We start from the raw sequence: 17,332 nt of genomic DNA on the forward strand, positions 1-17,332 counted from the left end.
TAAGCCTCGTGAAAACGAGGCTTTTATCCTATATAATAGAAAGGACTTTTGCAAAAAAAATAAAAGTCAAAAATTTAGTCTTTTGTTCAACAAAGTATCTTTTATGTCTTTATCCATTCCAAATATAATAAATATTGGGATTGTGGGCGTGAAAAAAAGTGGCTTTGAAACAGCTCGCTTTCTTTTAACACATCAAGAACACAATCACTATAAAATTACTCTCTTTGATGATAAGCCAGATCAAGAGTTCATTTCTACCTTACAATCAATTAACGGTGATATCGAAGTATATCCTTTAAATGTACCAGATATCCTTGCCAAACAAAATTTTCTTATTGTAACGCCTGGAATTCCAAAATCTCATCCTGCTTTTGCTAAAGCAAGAGAACAAAAAGTGGAAATTATTGGCGATATTGAACTTTTTGCTCGCTTAAAAAATGATTCTAAAGATCCTATTTTCCGCGATGCTCCCGTAATTGGGATAACTGGTTCAAATGGTAAAACTACGGTTACCGAATTAACTACGCATATTCTGCAATATCTTGGTTACCATGTAGCTAAAGCAGGAAATGTGGGAGTACCAGTAATGTCTACTCTTACCGAAAGTTATAACTATTATGTGTTAGAACTTTCAAGTTACCAACTTGAGACTACCAATAGTTTAAAACTACGCGTAGGAACTATTCTAAATGTTACGCCTGATCATTTAGATAGATATAATGGCATGGAAGATTATACGGCAGCCAAACAGCATATTTACGATTTAAGCCAGAGCTTACTTTATAACAAAATAGATCAAGCAACTTGGCCTCGCAATGAAAATGCTAAAAAGCACATGACTGCTTTTACTTCAGATCCAGTAAAACAGCCTGCTTCTTACTTCTATGATCCGCAAAAACGGACATTAAATATTCCGACCTTATACGATAATGCAACTAGTGTTTCCTATGTAAGTTTACCTGTTAAAGATTTTCTTCTCCAAGGGACGCATAACTATGAAAACCTTCTGGCAGCCATAGCTTTAGTGCGTTTAACTTTACAGGCTCACTCTGAACAACAAGACAAGTTAATTTTTGAAGCAGCTCGTAATTTTAAAGGCTTGCCACATAGATTTGAGCTTGTCCATGTTTCAAATAACGGCGTGCGCTTTATTAATGATAGTAAAGCAACCAATATAGGTTCGGTTGAATCAGCCTTACGTTCGGTAGATTTACATAGTAATAATAAGCTTTATCTCCTAATGGGGGGCGAAGGGAAAAAGCAAGACTTTACCGAATTAGCTCCTGCAGTAGCGAAAATAAAAAATATTGAAGTTATTTGCTATGGTCGTGATGCCGAAGAAGTAGCTAAATGCTCTCCGCATGCCCAAGTTTTTAAAGGGGCTACTTTAGAAACGGTAATGACTCATATAGCTCCTAAATTAAAAAGCAATGATGTAGTTCTCTTAAGTCCTGGTTGTGCTAGTTTAGATCAATTTAAAAACTATGAAGAGAGAGGGCAGAAGTTTACTGAAATTGCAAAAAAGTATCAGAAGCCTAGTAGAGTAAAGCGTTGGGGAATATCTCTGTTAAACTTTGCCCAAAACGCTACCCATGGTCTTATCTATCTAGGTGATAATAAAAATAATGACCACACTATCAAGCTATATGACGGTTATTTACTTGCTTTAATCTTTAGCATTTTTGGTTTGGGGATAATTACTGTATTTTCTTCCTCAGTTTACTTTTCTCTTAAGCAAATGGGGATGATTTTTAATCCTAAACAAGCTCTGTTAATGGTTGCCGGAGTAATAACCTTTTTAGTGAGTTTATGCATTAACTCGTCCAAATGGCGAACCTTTACTCCTTTGATTTCAATACTTACCATTGGAGCCTTGATTTTTGTTCATACATTTGGGCACTCGGTTAATGGAGCTCAGCGTTGGATTAGTTTATTTGGTTTTACTTTCCAACCTGTAGAATTAGCAAAACTTTGTACCCTAATTTATTTAGCTCACTACCTTGTGGCTGTATCTAGCGAAAGTAACTTTCGCTTAATAGATATGCTAGGTTTTACAGGATTTTTCCTGATAATGGCAATGCTTTTACTCATGCAACCTGATTTTGGTTCAACTTTAATGTTAATCATAATTAGTAGTGTAACCATTGTCTATGTTACCCCGAACCTAAAAGCAATGGTAATAAGATTTACGCCTGTATTAATTGTTGCCGCTACGCTCTTATTTATCTACGTAACCAATAAATCTTACCTTATGGATCGTATTACAGGTTTCTTAGATCCATATTCTGATCCTTATGGTAAATCCTATCAGGTTATTAACTCTATTTCTGCCTTTTCCCATGGCGGATTTTGGGGCGTAGGTTTAGGGAATTCAATTTTTAAATCTGGCTATCTTACCGAAGCTAATACTGACTATATTTTAGCTATTTACGGAGAAGAGTTTGGTTATATAGGTATTATTATCCTCGTAGTTTTAGAAATTTTACTCTATTTACGCATGTTTAAGATTTCTCACCAAACCTTTTTCATCTATAAGCGTCCTTTCCAAGCAATTTTAGTCTTTACTTTTGTTTTATGGTTTGCTTATCAAGCCCTCTATAACTTAGGTATGACCGTAGCCTTTTTACCAACTGATGGTAGTACCCATCCCTTAATTTCTTATGGGGGGTCATCCTATGTGGTAATGTTTACGGCATTAGGTATTACCATGCGTATTGACTACGAAAATCGCTTAATTGCTAATGGCGAAAAACTAAAAGAAAGTCGTTCTAAAGATATGGTCTTAAGTTTCTTTGATTACTTAAATAATTTCTTTTCACGCAAGAAAAGCTTGCCACAACACAAGCGGGCAAGAAAAAATAAATAGCTTATAAGATCTACGTTATTTTGCGTAGATCTTTTTTTATTTTTACTAAGAAACTACAGCACTTTAAGGGTCTTTGGTATATACTATTAGATTGTTTCCTTTCATATCCAATTTGCACTCTATTTATATGACAAAGAAAAAAGTGTTAATCATGGCTGGAGGCACAGGAGGACACATTTTCCCTGCTCTAGCAATAGCACAAAAACTAACAGAACAAGGGGTAGAAGTTGCATGGGTTGGTACTGCTAACCGCATGGAAGCTCAACTTGTACCCAAATATGGCTATCCTATCTACTTTATTGATATCGAAGGCTTAGTTTCACGTGGAGCTAAAGCTTGGTTAAGAGCTCCATTTAAAATCTTAAAATCAATTTTCCAAGCCAAAAAAATTATTAAAAGCTTTAAACCTGACCTCGTAGTAGGAACAGGGGGTTACGTATGTGGACCTACTGGAGTTGCAGCCAAACTATCTGGCGTACCTCTAGTTATGATTGAAAATAACGGGGTTATGGGACTAACTAATAAAATCTTAGCTAAGTTTGCCAACCTAATGTTATTTGCTTACCCTTTAAAAGAAGCAAAAAAAGCCGAATATGTGGTAGGTCAACCTCTGCGTGAAGACTTTACTAAACTCGAGAGTCAAACAAATCTCGAGTCTTTAGAGCAAAAAGCCAAGGTCGAATTTAAAGACCTTCTAGTGTTTAGTAAGGCAAAAGAGCAAGACCTTGAATATAGTCCAGAAAACTATGAAAAAGTTTACCAAAACCTAAGTGCCGAGCAACAAGCTGAATTTAATCTCTTAAGTTTTAGTAAACGCGAATTAAAAATTCTTGCCGTAGGTGGCTCTCTTGGGGCACAAATTCTCAATCGCAATCTAGCTCCAGCAATAAAAGAGTTAGAAGTTCTTGGCATTAAAACTAAAACTTATCAACAAGTTGGTAAGGGCAACTTTAATGAAGTTGAGCAACTAGTGCAAGAACTAGGGCTACAAAGTTCATTTGTGGTGCAAGAATTTATCGATAATATGGTGGAAAAATACTTGGATAGTGACCTGATTATTTGTCGTTCAGGGTCTATGACCGTATTTGAAATTGCTAGCTGTAATCGTCCCGCAATCTTTGTTCCTCTTGCCCTGCAAAAGGATCAGCAACAATTGCAAAATGCTAAGTACTTAACTAATGCCGGCGCTGCCCTTTATATTCTCAATCAAGATTTTAATGCTCAGAGTTTAGTTAAACAAATTTGCCGTTTAAACTACCACCAACTCTATCAAATGGCAAGTAAACAAAGTGCATTAGCAACACCAAAAGCCACAGATAAAATTATCGAATTTATTAATTCATACTTATAGAGCACTTTATATATGATTAAGCAAATTATTGACGAAAAGAATCCAATGCAACAACGTCACATGCCTATTGAAGGCTATATTCACTTTATAGGTATTGGTGGGGTAGGGATGTCAGGAATTGCCCAAGTGTTAAAAAACCTTGGTTATGAAATTTCTGGCTCAGATATTGGACAAAATGCTACTATCAGCAAATTAAAAAACATGGGTATTACTATTTACCCTGAGCATAAAAAAGAAAATATCGATCAGGCTGCAATTATTGTTGTTTCTTCGGCAATTAAAGAAAGTAATCCTGAAATTATTGCTGCTCGTGAAAAAGGCATTCCAATTATCCGTCGAGCGCAAATGTTAGCAGAGATCATGCGTTTTAGACACGGAATTACTGTTGCTGGTACACATGGTAAAACTACCACTACGGCAATGCTTGCTACAGTATTTACAGCTGCTGGTCTAGATCCAACTTTTATCAATGGTGGGGTAGTTAAAAATGCAGGCAGTAATGCACGTCTAGGGCAAGGAAAATACATGATTGCTGAAGCAGATGAGTCAGATGCTTCCTTTTTACATCTAACTCCATTTACTTCAGTTATTCTTAATATTGAAAAAGATCATATGGAAACCTACCAAGGGGACTTTAACCGTATGATCGATACTTATGTAAATTTCTTGCATAATGTACCTTTTTATGGCACAGCTGTAGTTTGTTATGACTCACCAACTATTCATGACATTATTCCGCGTATTGGTCGTAAAACTATAACTTACGGCTACTCTGAAGGATCTGATTACCAAATTATTTCTTATACCCCAGGATTTTTTAGCTGTAAATTCTCAGTTCTAACTCCTGAAAAAGAAGTAATTGACTTAGAATTATCGGCATCAGGTCGTCATAATGCCTCTAATGCTACAGCAGCTCTAGTTGTAGCTCTAAATGAAGGTCTTCCTTTAGATAAAATTAAAGAAGGCTTAAAAGCATTTACGGGGGCAGGTCGTCGTTTTGATCGCATAGGTGAATATCAAATTGATGAGCAACGTAAGGCTTTATTTATTGATGACTATGGTCACCACCCGACCGAATTAGAAGCAACTATTAATACTGCTCGCGAAGTATTTCCAGAGCGTCGTTTAGTAATGCTTTTTGAGCCACATCGCTATTCACGTACGCTTAGTTTATTTGATGACTTTGTTTTAACTTTAAGCAAAGCAGATCAAGTTATTCTTTTAGATGTATATCCAGCTGGTGAAGACCCTATCGTAGGAGCTGACTCGCAAAGTCTTTCGCATGAAATTCGTAAACTAGGTAAAGACTGTATTGCCGTAGGACAAAAAGACCTTGGTGAAATTTTAGATCTGATTCTGCAAGACAATGATGTGGTATTTTCACAAGGAGCAGGTTCGGTTTCCCGTAAAGTAAATGCGGCTCTAGCAAATTCAGGGTGGAAAAAACTAAGTTAATTTAGGCTATGAAAACAAATAAATACACTGTCGAAGATCTTAAACAGTATAAAATTGCGGTTTTATGCGGTGGTACTTCAAATGAAAGAGAAATTTCTCTTCTTTCTGGAGATGGTATCTACTCGGCTTTAAAAGCAAGTAGTTTAAACCTTGATGTGCATAAAATTGATCCAAAATTTTACGATCTCATTAATCTAAAAAAAGATGGCTTCAATCTTGTCTTTAATACCTTACATGGACGCTTTGGCGAAGACGGACAAGTACAAGGTTTTCTTGATGTTCTAGGCATTAAATATTCAGGTTGTAATCTTCTACAATCAGCTTTAACTCTAGATAAGCTATTAACCAAAAAAGTTTGGTTACAAAGTCAAGTTTCGACTTCAGCTTTTATTAATCTAACTGCGAACCAAATACTTGAACAACAAGATACTCTTGATCTCGATAAAATTATTGCTGATCTAGGTCTGCCTCTCTTTGTTAAACCAAATCTGGAAGGTTCGTCAATTGGGATTAGCAAAGTAAAAAGTAAAGAAGAGCTTTTACCTGCTCTAATTACAGCAGCCAAACTTGACAATCAAGTTCTGGTAGAACAATTTATTAATGGTAAAGAATACTCAGTACCAGTTTTAAATAATAAAGCCTTAGCTGCTATTGAGATTATTATTGATAAAAAATATGAGTTCTACGATTATCAATCAAAATACTTTGATGATAATACACGCTATGAATGTCCTGCTAATCTAAGCCCTGAGCAAACGGCAAAAATTCTTGCCCTTGCCGAAAAAGCTACTTTGGCAGTAGGAATTAAAAGCTGGTGTCGCGTTGATATTTTAAGCAACCAAGAAGGTGAATTCTATGCTCTAGAAATAAACACTAACCCAGGGATGACTACCCACAGTTTATTCCCTATGGCAGCTAAATATCGTGGCATGGATTATACTAAACTTTGCTTACATGTTCTTGTCGATGCAATTAATGATGTCGAATTAGGTTAATAAGTTTATAATATATCCAGCACCAGCTGGATATATTTTGTATTGATTATGTTAAAACGGATTATAAAAGCCAAAGTATTCTATATTAGCCTAATATTACTGATTCTCTTAATAGTTTTAATTAGCCAAAGAAGTCGTATTGGTCAATTTATTGATACTACCCCAATGGATCAGTATCAAATTAATACTAATTTAAAATTTACTAATAGCGAAGATATTTTAGCGGCTATAACTAACTCAGATAATAAAGATAAGGGATACTTTAGTTTCAATACCAAAAACCTCGTGGATAAGCTTGATGGCTATTCATGGATAAAATTTGTTATGGTCAACAAAGTATGGCCAAATACTGTTAATATTCGTCTGCAAGAATATAAACCCTATGCTATTTGGACGGATGGAAATAAAGTGGGATACATAACAGAGGATGGTAAATTATTTTATAGTCCTAAGCAAGAACAGCAAAATGCACAACAAAGTGAAAATAAGGTAATTGATTTAAATAGTGATCTTATTGATAATCAAATACCTGTTCTAATTTCTAATCAATATTACATTCAAACAGCATTAAACTATTGGTTACAAGTAAAAGATGACTTAGATTCAACGAATTTAAGCATTAAAGAAATTAGAGTAGATTCTTCTGATGCATGGCAAATACTTTTAAGTAATGGTATTTTACTGAATTTAGATTCGGTAAATATTAATGAAAGTATTCGACGCTTTTTACTTGCAGCCGAACAAATAAAAGTTCCGCAAGGTTATCTCGTAGATTATGTAGATCTGCGCTATAACAATGGTATTTCCATAAAATTTATTCCAGAAAATTTAGCAAAAAATGTCTTAGTTACTAGTTTGGTTCCAGGCAAAGGAGGGCAACCTCTATATAATGCCAACTTCTCTTCTGAACCAGTTAAAGGAAACTATACTGACGATTTAAATTAAAGATAATTAAACTCTAGCTCTGAACTTGCTAATAGGTTCAGAGCTATTTTTAGACTAAATTATTCTTTTTAGTTAATTATCAAAAACTTAGATGTTTTTGCTTTGGACAAAAAAAGTTATGCCTAAATTTTAAACATTTTAGCTATTTATATAGGTTTAAATATACTTTTTGTCCGTTTTTTTATACCTTCTCAGTAATTTAAAGAATACAATTTGTTAATTTTTCAAAATATTGTTAAAAAAAAGCCGTTTTTCTCGCGATTTGTTGTAAAATAGTAAATGAAAATACCCGCATTTTTTCATAAAATGATTAGAGTTCATTTTTAGTAATTACTACGGGATAATAATATAAAATATTAATAAGCTTTACACGTTAACATTGTGGCAAACAGTAAATCAAAGAACTTAATTCTGTCAATCCATATTGACTCCCAAGAAATTAATTTAGCTGCAGGTTATGTTGACAATGAAACTGTAAATCTCCTTGCTTTAAAAAGAGGTGACCTTCAAGGGATTAACTTCGGGAATATTACCAATAAAGATCTATTTACGAGCTCGGTAGTCGCAAATCTTCAAGATTTTTTAGACAATCACTTACGCATTTATAGTAATGAAACGGCTAAAAGCTTAAACCTTGAAGTTGCCAATGGGAAATTGGTAGTTAAAAAAATCTCTTACAACATCATTGTTTCTGAGTTAAGAAAACAAGCAACTATACAGACACACATTTTAAAACAGATATTACAAGAACACTTTTTTGCTGAAGATGTTGTTTTAAGTGATGAGAAAATTTTCAAATGTACAGCAGATACAGCTACAACAACACTTTTAGTTGAAGACAGCCCAGAAGACAAACCTTATTTAATTAATCTAAATTTATGCTATAACTCAGCATGGATTAATTTTATTACCGATCAAAATGACTATACCGTTTCTTCCCTAAGTGTAGAAAAAGGATTTAAAGAAATAGTCAATGGGGTAAATAATAGTCCTAGGGTTAGATCTCCTCTTCCTTTAGAAACTATCTATAATGGCCTGCGAGGTTATAGATTTTTAGCAACTCGCTCAAAAGTTGACTTAAGATTTCCTCTCTTTAATATCAATTTTAGTTTGAGTGAAATTGAACAGGCAATTATCTTACCCTTACAAGAAGTTTTTCATCTTTGCTATGACAAATTTAGAGAACTAGATCGCAACAACTTAAGATTTACAGATAATTTCTTAAGTAAAGTTAAGATTAACTTTATGGGGTATGGGGCAGATCTTTATGACATTTCCTCAGTAGTCTCTTTAATATTTTCTGAGAGACTTACCGATGAATTAGAAAGTCTAAAACGCCAAGATGCCAAATTAAATACTACTTCAACAAGCGATGAAACTTCGCTTAACCTAGTTACAGGAATGCTAAATCATTCTACGAGTTATTTACCTTCAATGAATGTAAAAACTAAGCAATTGATTTATTCTTCTAGTGATGATCAACTAAAATTTGCTCATACTACCTTACGTATAGGTAATAAAGCGAAGATGATCGATGGAGTATGTTTTAGTTTTAGTAACCAAATGGTCGATACAAGTGGCAGAGTTAGTTACAAACAATATCTGCAATACCTCGACCAATTCACAACATCCTTAGGATTAATTTACAACTTCCATTTAGCTCAACCTAAACCGATAAAACTTGGATTTTTTGTATCCTTATTGAAGTTTTTCAAAATGTAGCTAGGAGTTTTACAAATCTAATACTATGATAAATAAGACCTAGAGTCTCAATTTAATTTTATTGTATTCCTAATTTGAGAATTTAGACGCAAGAATAAATTCTTTACCATCCACAAGGTTTTTCTTAATGACAATTCAAACAACTATGGAAAATGAAATTGTACTTCCAGTTTTGAATTCAAACGGCGGTAAAACAGAAATGAAAGAAAGAGATCAATTAGAAAAGATCATTGTTATTGGCGTAGGTGGTGCAGGTAACAATGCTGTTGATTATCTATATAAGCAACCTGGGTATATGGATAATGTAGGTAAAAGTGTTATTCACTACATTTTCAATACCGATGAAAACTGCTTAAATAATCTCCAATGTGAAAATAAATTAGTTTTAGGTAAAAATACTTTAAAAGGTAAAGGAGCTGGAGCTAATATTAACGTTGGTCGTAATGCTACAGTAGAATCTATTAAAGAAATTACCGAAATTGTTACTGGTGCTGATTTAGTTTTCATTACTGCTGGTATGGGTGGTGGTACAGGTACTTTAGGCTCATCTATTGTTGCTGAAGCAGCAAAAAGCGTAGGGGCTATAGTAGTATCTTTAGTTACATTACCATTTAGATATGAAAACCGTAAGCGCAACGCTTTCTACGGCATTAAAAACCTTTATAAGTACTCAGATTCATTAATCATGATCGATAACCAAAAAATTGTCGATTTCTACCCTGATTATGAATTTACCCAAGGTTTAGATGAAGCTAATAAAATTCTTTCTAATGCCATTTCTGGGGTTATCAAAATTATTCGTAACCCTACTACGATTAATACCGACTTTGAAGATTTAAAAACTATTCTAAATAACGGTGGTAAATCACAAATTCTTTACCGTAGTCTTGCGGGTCAAGAATTAGAAAAAATTAATGAAGATCCAGATGCTACAATCGATTATATTTATAATGAAGTAACAACATCGCCATTAATTACGCGTTCGAATATTGAGCAAGCAACAGCATTCTTAATTCTTTTAGAGTGTTCAAGTCACTTTACGCAAAGAATTATGAACCAATTTGTTTCTAAATTCTCACGCGTTAACCAAAATGACGATGATGATATTCTCGATGAGCTTCTTGATGATTTAGATAATTTAGACGAAGAGAAAATTGAGTCTATTAAAAACAATGGTCCTCAGGTTATTTTTGCTTATGATAAATTACCTGATACCGAAGACAATGCTCCACGTCTAAATATTACTATTGTGGCTACAGGTATGGGTACTCACGATAGCAATAGAGAAAACGAACAAACTATTGTTCCAATTCAAGAATCTATTTCACACACTTTACCAACTCATAAAGTTACCCCGACGCCAACGGTAAATAATAAAGTTGCAGATAATCTTTCAATTCAACCTGATAGATCTGCAAAAATTTTAGATAACCGTGCAGCTCAGGCACCAGCACCTAAAGCAACGCCTGCACCTGCAGCCCCTGCGGCCGCAGTAGCTACAGCGGCTACGGCAACAGCTGCGGTAAATCAAGGTGATTTATTTGCTCAACTAAGTAATTTAGATGACGCTATTAAACAACAAATCCTTGAAGCTTTACAAGCAGCAGGACAAGGACAAGCTTCAACTGCAGATAACGCAGCTGAATACCGTTCTCCTGTTTTACCTGAGGCAAATAATCCTTTTGTGAATCCAAAAGCTGAAGAAAAAGAAGCACCTAAAGAAAAAGAGCTTTCTTTCTTAGCTGATGATCTTGCAATTGATGAATAATTATTTATTTGAGGTATGTTGTAAAAAACATACCTCTACTTTTAAATATTATTAGTATTTGTTTGTTTTTTCTGTTATAATATAATGTTAGAATGAAAAATTATAAGCATGAAACTTCTATGAGAACTTCAGCTTATAAATAATAAAAAACACAGAACAACATTAACAAAAATAAAGATTTTATATGACTATCTATCAAAGAACATTAAAACAAACTATTGAAGTTTCAGGAATTGGTTTACATTCAGGTAACAATGTAATGTTAAAACTAATCCCTGCTCCAGCTAACACTGGTATTGTATTCCGTCGTGTTGATTTAAATCCAGCTGTAGAAATTAAAGCAGAACCTCATTTAGTACGTGAAACTACCTTATGTACAGGTTTAGTATCTGATGAAGGCGTACGTGTGCAAACTATTGAGCACTTAATGGCTGCTATTTCTTCATTTGGCATTGATAACCTTTATGTAGAACTAAACTCACCTGAAGTTCCTGTAATGGATGGTTCTTCAGCAGCTTTTGTAATTCTTTTCCAAGACGCTGGTTTAGTTCATCAAGAAGCTCCGAAAAAATTCTACCGTATTACTAAAAAAGTACGTGTTGAAGACGGAGATAAATTTGCTGAACTTGTACCTGTTGAAGGCAATAAATTTAATTTAGACTTTACTATTGATTTTAATCACCCAGTATTCTCTAAAGAATTAAGCCACTTCAATATGGACTTAACAACTAAAAACTTTGTTGAACAACTTTCACGTTGCCGTACTTTCGGTTTCTTAAAAGATATCGAATACTTACAACAACACGGTTTATGTCGTGGTGGTAGTTTAGCAAATGCTATAGTTTTAGACGAAAACCGTATTATTAACGAAGAAGGTTTACGCTACAATAACGAATTTGTTCGTCACAAAATGTTAGATGCTATTGGTGATTTATTCTTATGTGGTCACAACCTCATAGGTAGCTATAGAGCTTATAAATCAGGTCACCACTTAAACAACCTTCTAGTTCGTAAACTTTTAGCAGAGCAAGCTTTTGAAGAAGTTATCTTCGAAAACAATGCAAGCGAAGAACTCCAACAAACAGTTGTTGCAGACGTAAGAGTTTACGCTTAATTTAATAGCAAACCGCATGTTCGCATGCGGTTTCTTTTTTTGGCAATAAATTGCCATTTGTACTATAATATTGCAAGTATCTTATATTTTAGTTTAGCCGTTTAGGCTCCTTAAGTCTAATTTAATTAGCGCCTAAAATCTAAACTATACCTAAAGGAAGTTTCACATGAACCTTAAAAAAAATAATGATTCCTTACGCCCTGGCGTAGGCATAATTATTATGAATAAAGAAGGTAAACTATGGTTAGGCAAGCTTGCTAAATACCCGCAATGGCAATTTCCTCAAGGAGGAATTGAAGAAGGTGAAACCCCAGAACAAACTATGTATCGTGAACTCGAGGAAGAAACCGGAATAAAACCTCATCAAATTCGCATTATTGCTGAAAGCCGTAAATGGTTAAGTTATAAGTATCCTTTTCACTTTAATAACTTTACGGGAGCAAAGCATAAATGGTTCCTCGTGCAATTAATTGATGATAATGCTGAAATCGATTATTCTTTTGCTAAAGAATTTGTCGCACATAGTTGGGTAAGTTATTGGTATCCTATTCGCAACGCAGTTTATTTTAAAGAAGAAGTATATCGTAAAGTTTTAAAAGAATTTGCCCGTTTTGTTTTTAAACGCAAACCTAGATTTTAGGATTATGGATAGTCAAATAATTATTTTCATCGTATCTTGCTTACTCGCAGGGATTTTTTCAGGCTTGAGTTCGGGCTTATTAGGTTTAGGTGGAGGACTAGTAATAGTTCCAGTTTTAAACTATCTTCTCCCAAGTATTTTTCCTATTGACCCTAAGTATTTACTCCCAATTTGTATTCAAACTAGTTTTGGCGTGATTATATTTAATACCATAACCGCCTCTTTAAAACAGTATAAACTTGGGAATATCAATTTTAAAGCTGCCACGATAATAGTTCCTCCTATGGTAATTTTTTCCATTATCGTAGGTCTTTTTGTCACTAAAATTAATCCAGGATATTTAAAAATATTTTTTGGCTTAGTAGTTATCTATTCTTCGCTTAATATGTTAAGAAAGAAAAGTGCTGGTGAAGAAGACCCTAATGCTCAATTACCACCAGTTAAAGGCTTTATAGCTGGAGCAGCTATTGGCGGAATCTCCTCAACTGCAGGTATTTCTGGAGGCTCATTCTTAGGTCCATTATTCCATGCATGTAAATTCCCAATTAAACGTGCTTTAGGAACCTCTTCATTCTGTGGAGTGTTTCTTGCTATTTCAGGATTTTTTACCTATTTTTTCTCTGGATTACATGTAGATACAGGGGTGCCCTATACTATAGGTTACTTTTCTTTAATTGCTTTTGCTGCTATTTTAATTCCATCGGTAATTTTTGCTCATCAAGGAGTAAAACTACAATCTATTTTACCTGCAGCCAAAGTAAAAAGAATTTTTGCATACTTCTTAATTCTCGTAGCTATTGATATGTTATATGATGGTTACTTATTAATTAGTGAAGTACACTTAGGCTAGTTTTTATAACTAGCCTTTTTTCAACGTTTTAAGCTATTTGTTAATTTCATGAAGTTTTTAATCTTACTCGGGGCAATTTTATTAACTCAAAATTCTTTTGCCTATTTAAATTTTCCTGACTTTAACCCAGTTGCCTTTTCTATTTTTGGTTTCTCGGTTAGATGGTATGGCTTGTTTTACCTTTTTGGTTTAGCGGGGGCTATAGGACTTAACTATTTGCTCTTAAAAAGTGATCACAAACACTCAAGCACTTATAATGCAAATCTCACGGCAAGTAAATTCAATGACATTGCTATAAACTGCTTTCTGGCAGCTATTATTGGCGGTCGCTTATTTTACGTTATTTTTTATGACCTGAGCTATTACCTTGCTCACCCTATTGAAGTTTTCTACTTACATAAAGGGGGCATGTCTTTCCATGGTGGCTTTGTCGGCGCCGTAGTTGCTCTCTATTGGCAAACGCGTAAAGAACATAACTTCTGGCAAGTAGCCGATTTAGGGGCAACGGTAATTCCTTTTGCTCTGGGCTTAGGACGCCTAGCTAACTTTATTAATGGTGAACTTTGGGGACGAGCTACAGATGTTCCTTGGGCAATGATTTTCCCTACTGGAGGAAATGTTCCTCGTCATCCGTCGCAACTTTACGAAGCAATTCTCGAAGGTGCGGTACTACTAATAATTTTAATTATTGTGCGTAAACGTCGTTTAAATCTTCCAGGTTTACTCTCAGGAATTTTTGTATTTGGTTATGGTTTAAGTCGCTTTATTGTTGAGTTTTTCCGTGAACCAGACGCGCAATTAGGCTATATTGTTGCTTTCTTTACCCAAGGTCAACTTCTGTCTCTACCTATGATTATTGTTGGGCTTTGGATAATGCTAAGCAGTAAAAAACGAGCACTAAAATATGACAAAGGATAAATGGCATTTCAAAGAGAACAAGCAAGCGAGCAAGCTCGAGCAACAGCAATATTTTTTAGTTGCCAATAGCCTTGAAGCTAAGCAAGCTAGTAATCTGGCCCAAAAAGACTTTGCCTTAAATTTTGAACCTCACTCTAGTCTTTTTGCAGGGCAAGTTTGCCCAAGTCCTGCTCCTAAAACTATTGGGCAATTGCTCGCATACTGCCAAGCTATTGCAGGTAAAACTGTTGCTCAAGTAGCGCAAAAGCACGCCGTAGAATTAATCGACAACTTGCAATTTAATCGAGGCTGGCTAGGCAACTTAATTGAATTAGCTCTCGGAGCTCAAGCTGGCTCTAAACCAACGCAAGACTTTATTGAACTCGGGGTTGAGTTAAAAACTCTGGCAATAACCCCAACGGGGGGAGCTAAAAGCGATGTCTTTGTCTCTAGCTTGCCAACTAATAGTTACATGATGCAAGCTTGGGAAACAAGTCACGTTTTTTACAAGCTAAAAAAGATTCTCTTTGTTCCTGTTGAGTCTAATCCTGAGGTTCCTTTAGGACAAAGACGTATAGGCAAGGCTTTTTTCTGGTCGCCTAATGCCCATGAGCTTGAACAAATGCGTCAAGACTGGGAATTAATTATGCAAATTTTAACCCAACACGATTATAATGCTCTAAAAAGTAATGTGGGTAAACTCCTTTGTGTAAGAGTTAAAGCTTTAAATAGCAAGCAAAATGTAGCAAGTAAAGATCTGGATGGATTTAATTTAAATCTTCCCCCTTTATCTTTCTACTTACGTAGATCATTCCTTAATGAAATTTTAAAAACTAAAAATATATGAAAAAGTATGATGCAGAAGAACTGGTAATTCTTAAAGGTCTTGAACCTGTACAGCAAAGACCAGGAATGTATACGATTACTACTAACCCTAATCATCTGCTCCAAGAAGTACTTGATAACTCTGTCGATGAAGCAATTAATGGTTTTGGGAATAAAATAAAAGTTACTCTTTATCCAGATAATAGTGTAGAAGTTAATGATAATGGTCGTGGTATGCCTGTAAATATTCATAAAGAAGAAGGCGTATCAGGAGTAGAAGTTATTTTGACTCGTCTGCATGCTGGGGGTAAGTTTAATAGTTCTAACTATGGTTTTACTGGTGGTCTGCACGGGGTAGGGGTAACTGTTGTTAATGCCCTTTCAAGCAAATTAGAAGTGACCGTAAAGCGCGAAGGCAAAATTCACTTTATGCGTTTTAATTATGGTAAGCCAGAAGCACCACTTAAAGTAATAGGTAAATGTCCAAAATATGAAACAGGAACTAGTGTACGCTTTTGGACAGATCCTAAATACTTTGATAGTGAAAAATTTGATATTAAAGCTTTAAATCGCATCTTTGAAGCTAAAGCTATACTTGCTCCAGGCTTAGAAATCGAATTTTATGATCAACTCCATAAAACGCAACAAATTTGGTTGTATGAAAATGGTATGGAAGAGTTTTTACTAAAACATTTAGAAGAAGACTTTTTACCTAATCCAGTTTTTACAGCCCATGCCAAAGGTGAAAACGAAGAACTTGATGTAAGTTTTGCCTGGAAATTTGGTTCTCCTGTGGTAGTTAACCAAGCCTTTACTAACTTAATCCCCAATAACCTAGGAGGAACCCATGTCAATGGTTTGCGCTCTGGGATTTTAGAAGCAGTACGTGATTTTTGTAATCTACACGATCTTCTCGATAAAAAAACCAGTCTAGTTGCCGATGATGTATGGAATCACTGTAACTTTATTCTCTCGTTAAAAATGCGTGAAGCACAATTCCAAGGACAAACTAAAGAAAAGCTTACTTCACGTGCAGCTTCGGCATTTGTTAATATTCAAGTTAAGGACTCTTTTACTATTTGGTTAAACCAAAATATTAACCTTGCTAAAGAGCTAGTGCAAGTGTTTATTAACAATGCTCGCGATAGAATTGCCAAAGAAAATAAAGTAGTGCGGAAAAAAGTTAGTTCGGGTCCGCGTTTACCTGGTAAATTAACTGACTGCATTTCTTCAGATCTTTCTCGCACCGAACTCTTTATTGTTGAGGGGAACTCGGCAGGCGGATCTGCTCGCATGGCACGCAATAAAGAATTCCAAGCAATTCTACCGTTACGAGGAAAAATTCTTAACACTTGGGAAGTTTCTTCAAACGAAGTATTAAAAAATAACGAAGTGCATGATATAGCCGTGGCTATAGGACTAGATCCAGACTCTACAGATTTAAGTGGCTTACGCTATGGCAAAATTTGTATTCTTGCCGATGCCGATAGTGATGGGGCTCACATTTCTACATTAATTTGTGCCTTATTTATGAAGCACTTCCCGACTTTAATCGACCATGGACATGTGTATGTTGCTTTACCACCTTTATTCCGTATTGATGTGGGAAGTAAAGTACACTATGTTTTAGATGAATCGGAAAAAAATGCCGTTCTTGCCAAATATAAAAATAATAAAAACATTCGAATCACGCGCTTTAAAGGGTTAGGGGAAATGAATCCAGATCAATTAAGAGAAACTACCCTAGATCCAAATAACCGAAGATTATTACAACTACGCTGGAATCACGATCGCCAAAACGCAGAAAAAATGGTCGATATGCTCTTGGCTAAACGTCGAGCTAGTGACCGTCGTGATTGGTTAGAAGCAAAAGGTGATGTGACTAAAGTAAGTGATTAATAAAT

Annotated in this window: 13 protein-coding genes; all 13 read left to right on the forward strand. The window is 34.9% G+C overall.

Annotated features, from left to right (window positions below):
- Positions 1 to 103 precede the first annotated feature (103 nt).
- Positions 104 to 2,866: a UDP-N-acetylmuramoyl-L-alanine--D-glutamate ligase gene (murD, locus tag CJP74_RS03110; protein WP_119496809.1), complete on the forward strand. Its 2,763-nt coding sequence runs from the start codon at positions 104 to 106 to the stop codon at positions 2,864 to 2,866.
- 127 nt (positions 2,867 to 2,993) lie between these two features.
- A complete protein-coding gene (gene murG / locus CJP74_RS03115; protein ID WP_119496810.1) occupies positions 2,994 to 4,217 on the forward strand; it encodes an undecaprenyldiphospho-muramoylpentapeptide beta-N-acetylglucosaminyltransferase in 1,224 nt (407 codons plus the stop codon).
- Positions 4,218 to 4,229: 12 nt separating this feature from the next.
- On the forward strand, positions 4,230 to 5,672 hold the full coding sequence (gene murC / locus CJP74_RS03120) for a UDP-N-acetylmuramate--L-alanine ligase (RefSeq protein ID WP_427909964.1): 1,443 nt from the start codon (positions 4,230 to 4,232) through the stop codon (positions 5,670 to 5,672).
- An 8-nt stretch (positions 5,673 to 5,680) separates the two neighbouring features.
- Positions 5,681 to 6,667 (forward strand): D-alanine--D-alanine ligase, encoded by a 987-nt coding sequence (locus tag CJP74_RS03125; protein WP_119496811.1) that lies wholly within the window; start codon positions 5,681 to 5,683, stop codon positions 6,665 to 6,667.
- Positions 6,668 to 6,715: 48 nt separating this feature from the next.
- A complete protein-coding gene (locus CJP74_RS03130; RefSeq protein WP_119496812.1) occupies positions 6,716 to 7,612 on the forward strand; it encodes a cell division protein FtsQ/DivIB in 897 nt (298 codons plus the stop codon).
- A gap of 381 nt (positions 7,613 to 7,993) precedes the next feature.
- Complete coding sequence (locus CJP74_RS03135; RefSeq protein ID WP_119496813.1) at positions 7,994 to 9,334, forward strand: hypothetical protein; 1,341 nt, start codon at positions 7,994 to 7,996, stop codon at positions 9,332 to 9,334.
- A 127-nt stretch (positions 9,335 to 9,461) separates the two neighbouring features.
- Positions 9,462 to 11,102: an FtsZ/tubulin family protein gene (locus tag CJP74_RS03140; RefSeq protein ID WP_119496814.1), complete on the forward strand. Its 1,641-nt coding sequence runs from the start codon at positions 9,462 to 9,464 to the stop codon at positions 11,100 to 11,102.
- Between the two features lie 184 nt (positions 11,103 to 11,286).
- Positions 11,287 to 12,216, forward strand: a complete 930-nt coding sequence (gene lpxC, locus CJP74_RS03145) for a UDP-3-O-acyl-N-acetylglucosamine deacetylase (RefSeq protein WP_119496815.1) — start codon at positions 11,287 to 11,289, stop codon at positions 12,214 to 12,216.
- A 166-nt stretch (positions 12,217 to 12,382) separates the two neighbouring features.
- Positions 12,383 to 12,856, forward strand: a complete 474-nt coding sequence (locus tag CJP74_RS03150) for an RNA pyrophosphohydrolase (RefSeq protein ID WP_119496816.1) — start codon at positions 12,383 to 12,385, stop codon at positions 12,854 to 12,856.
- A gap of 4 nt (positions 12,857 to 12,860) precedes the next feature.
- A complete protein-coding gene (locus CJP74_RS03155; protein ID WP_119496817.1) occupies positions 12,861 to 13,706 on the forward strand; it encodes a sulfite exporter TauE/SafE family protein in 846 nt (281 codons plus the stop codon).
- Positions 13,707 to 13,754: 48 nt separating this feature from the next.
- On the forward strand, positions 13,755 to 14,624 hold the full coding sequence (gene lgt / locus CJP74_RS03160; RefSeq protein WP_119496818.1) for a prolipoprotein diacylglyceryl transferase: 870 nt from the start codon (positions 13,755 to 13,757) through the stop codon (positions 14,622 to 14,624).
- Positions 14,611 to 15,450, forward strand: coding sequence for a MutH/Sau3AI family endonuclease (locus CJP74_RS03165; RefSeq protein ID WP_119496819.1), 840 nt, complete (start codon positions 14,611 to 14,613; stop codon positions 15,448 to 15,450). Before lgt ends, CJP74_RS03165 begins: the two co-directional genes overlap by 14 nt.
- Positions 15,447 to 17,327, forward strand: a complete 1,881-nt coding sequence (parE, locus tag CJP74_RS03170; protein ID WP_119496820.1) for a DNA topoisomerase IV subunit B — start codon at positions 15,447 to 15,449, stop codon at positions 17,325 to 17,327. Before CJP74_RS03165 ends, parE begins: the two co-directional genes overlap by 4 nt.
- The last annotated feature ends 5 nt before the right edge of the window (positions 17,328 to 17,332 follow it).

This window comes from Psittacicella melopsittaci (assembly GCF_003585925.1).
GTDB lineage: Bacteria > Pseudomonadota > Gammaproteobacteria > Enterobacterales > Psittacicellaceae > Psittacicella > Psittacicella melopsittaci.

Bases quoted from the DNA above. Each gene is read 5' to 3' on its own strand.
- lgt (WP_119496818.1), top strand. From the start codon at position 13,755: ATGAAGTTTTTAATCTTACTCGGGGCAATTTTATTAACTCAAAATTCT.
- parE (WP_119496820.1), top strand. From the start codon at position 15,447: ATGAAAAAGTATGATGCAGAAGAACTGGTAATTCTTAAAGGTCTTGAA.
- CJP74_RS03165 (WP_119496819.1), top strand. From the start codon at position 14,611: ATGACAAAGGATAAATGGCATTTCAAAGAGAACAAGCAAGCGAGCAAG.
- lpxC (WP_119496815.1), top strand. From the start codon at position 11,287: ATGACTATCTATCAAAGAACATTAAAACAAACTATTGAAGTTTCAGGA.
- murD (WP_119496809.1), top strand. From the start codon at position 104: ATGTCTTTATCCATTCCAAATATAATAAATATTGGGATTGTGGGCGTG.
- CJP74_RS03125 (WP_119496811.1), top strand. From the start codon at position 5,681: ATGAAAACAAATAAATACACTGTCGAAGATCTTAAACAGTATAAAATT.
- CJP74_RS03155 (WP_119496817.1), top strand. From the start codon at position 12,861: ATGGATAGTCAAATAATTATTTTCATCGTATCTTGCTTACTCGCAGGG.
- CJP74_RS03150 (WP_119496816.1), top strand. From the start codon at position 12,383: ATGAACCTTAAAAAAAATAATGATTCCTTACGCCCTGGCGTAGGCATA.
- CJP74_RS03130 (WP_119496812.1), top strand. From the start codon at position 6,716: ATGTTAAAACGGATTATAAAAGCCAAAGTATTCTATATTAGCCTAATA.
- CJP74_RS03140 (WP_119496814.1), top strand. From the start codon at position 9,462: ATGACAATTCAAACAACTATGGAAAATGAAATTGTACTTCCAGTTTTG.
- murG (WP_119496810.1), top strand. From the start codon at position 2,994: ATGACAAAGAAAAAAGTGTTAATCATGGCTGGAGGCACAGGAGGACAC.
- murC (WP_427909964.1), top strand. From the start codon at position 4,230: ATGATTAAGCAAATTATTGACGAAAAGAATCCAATGCAACAACGTCAC.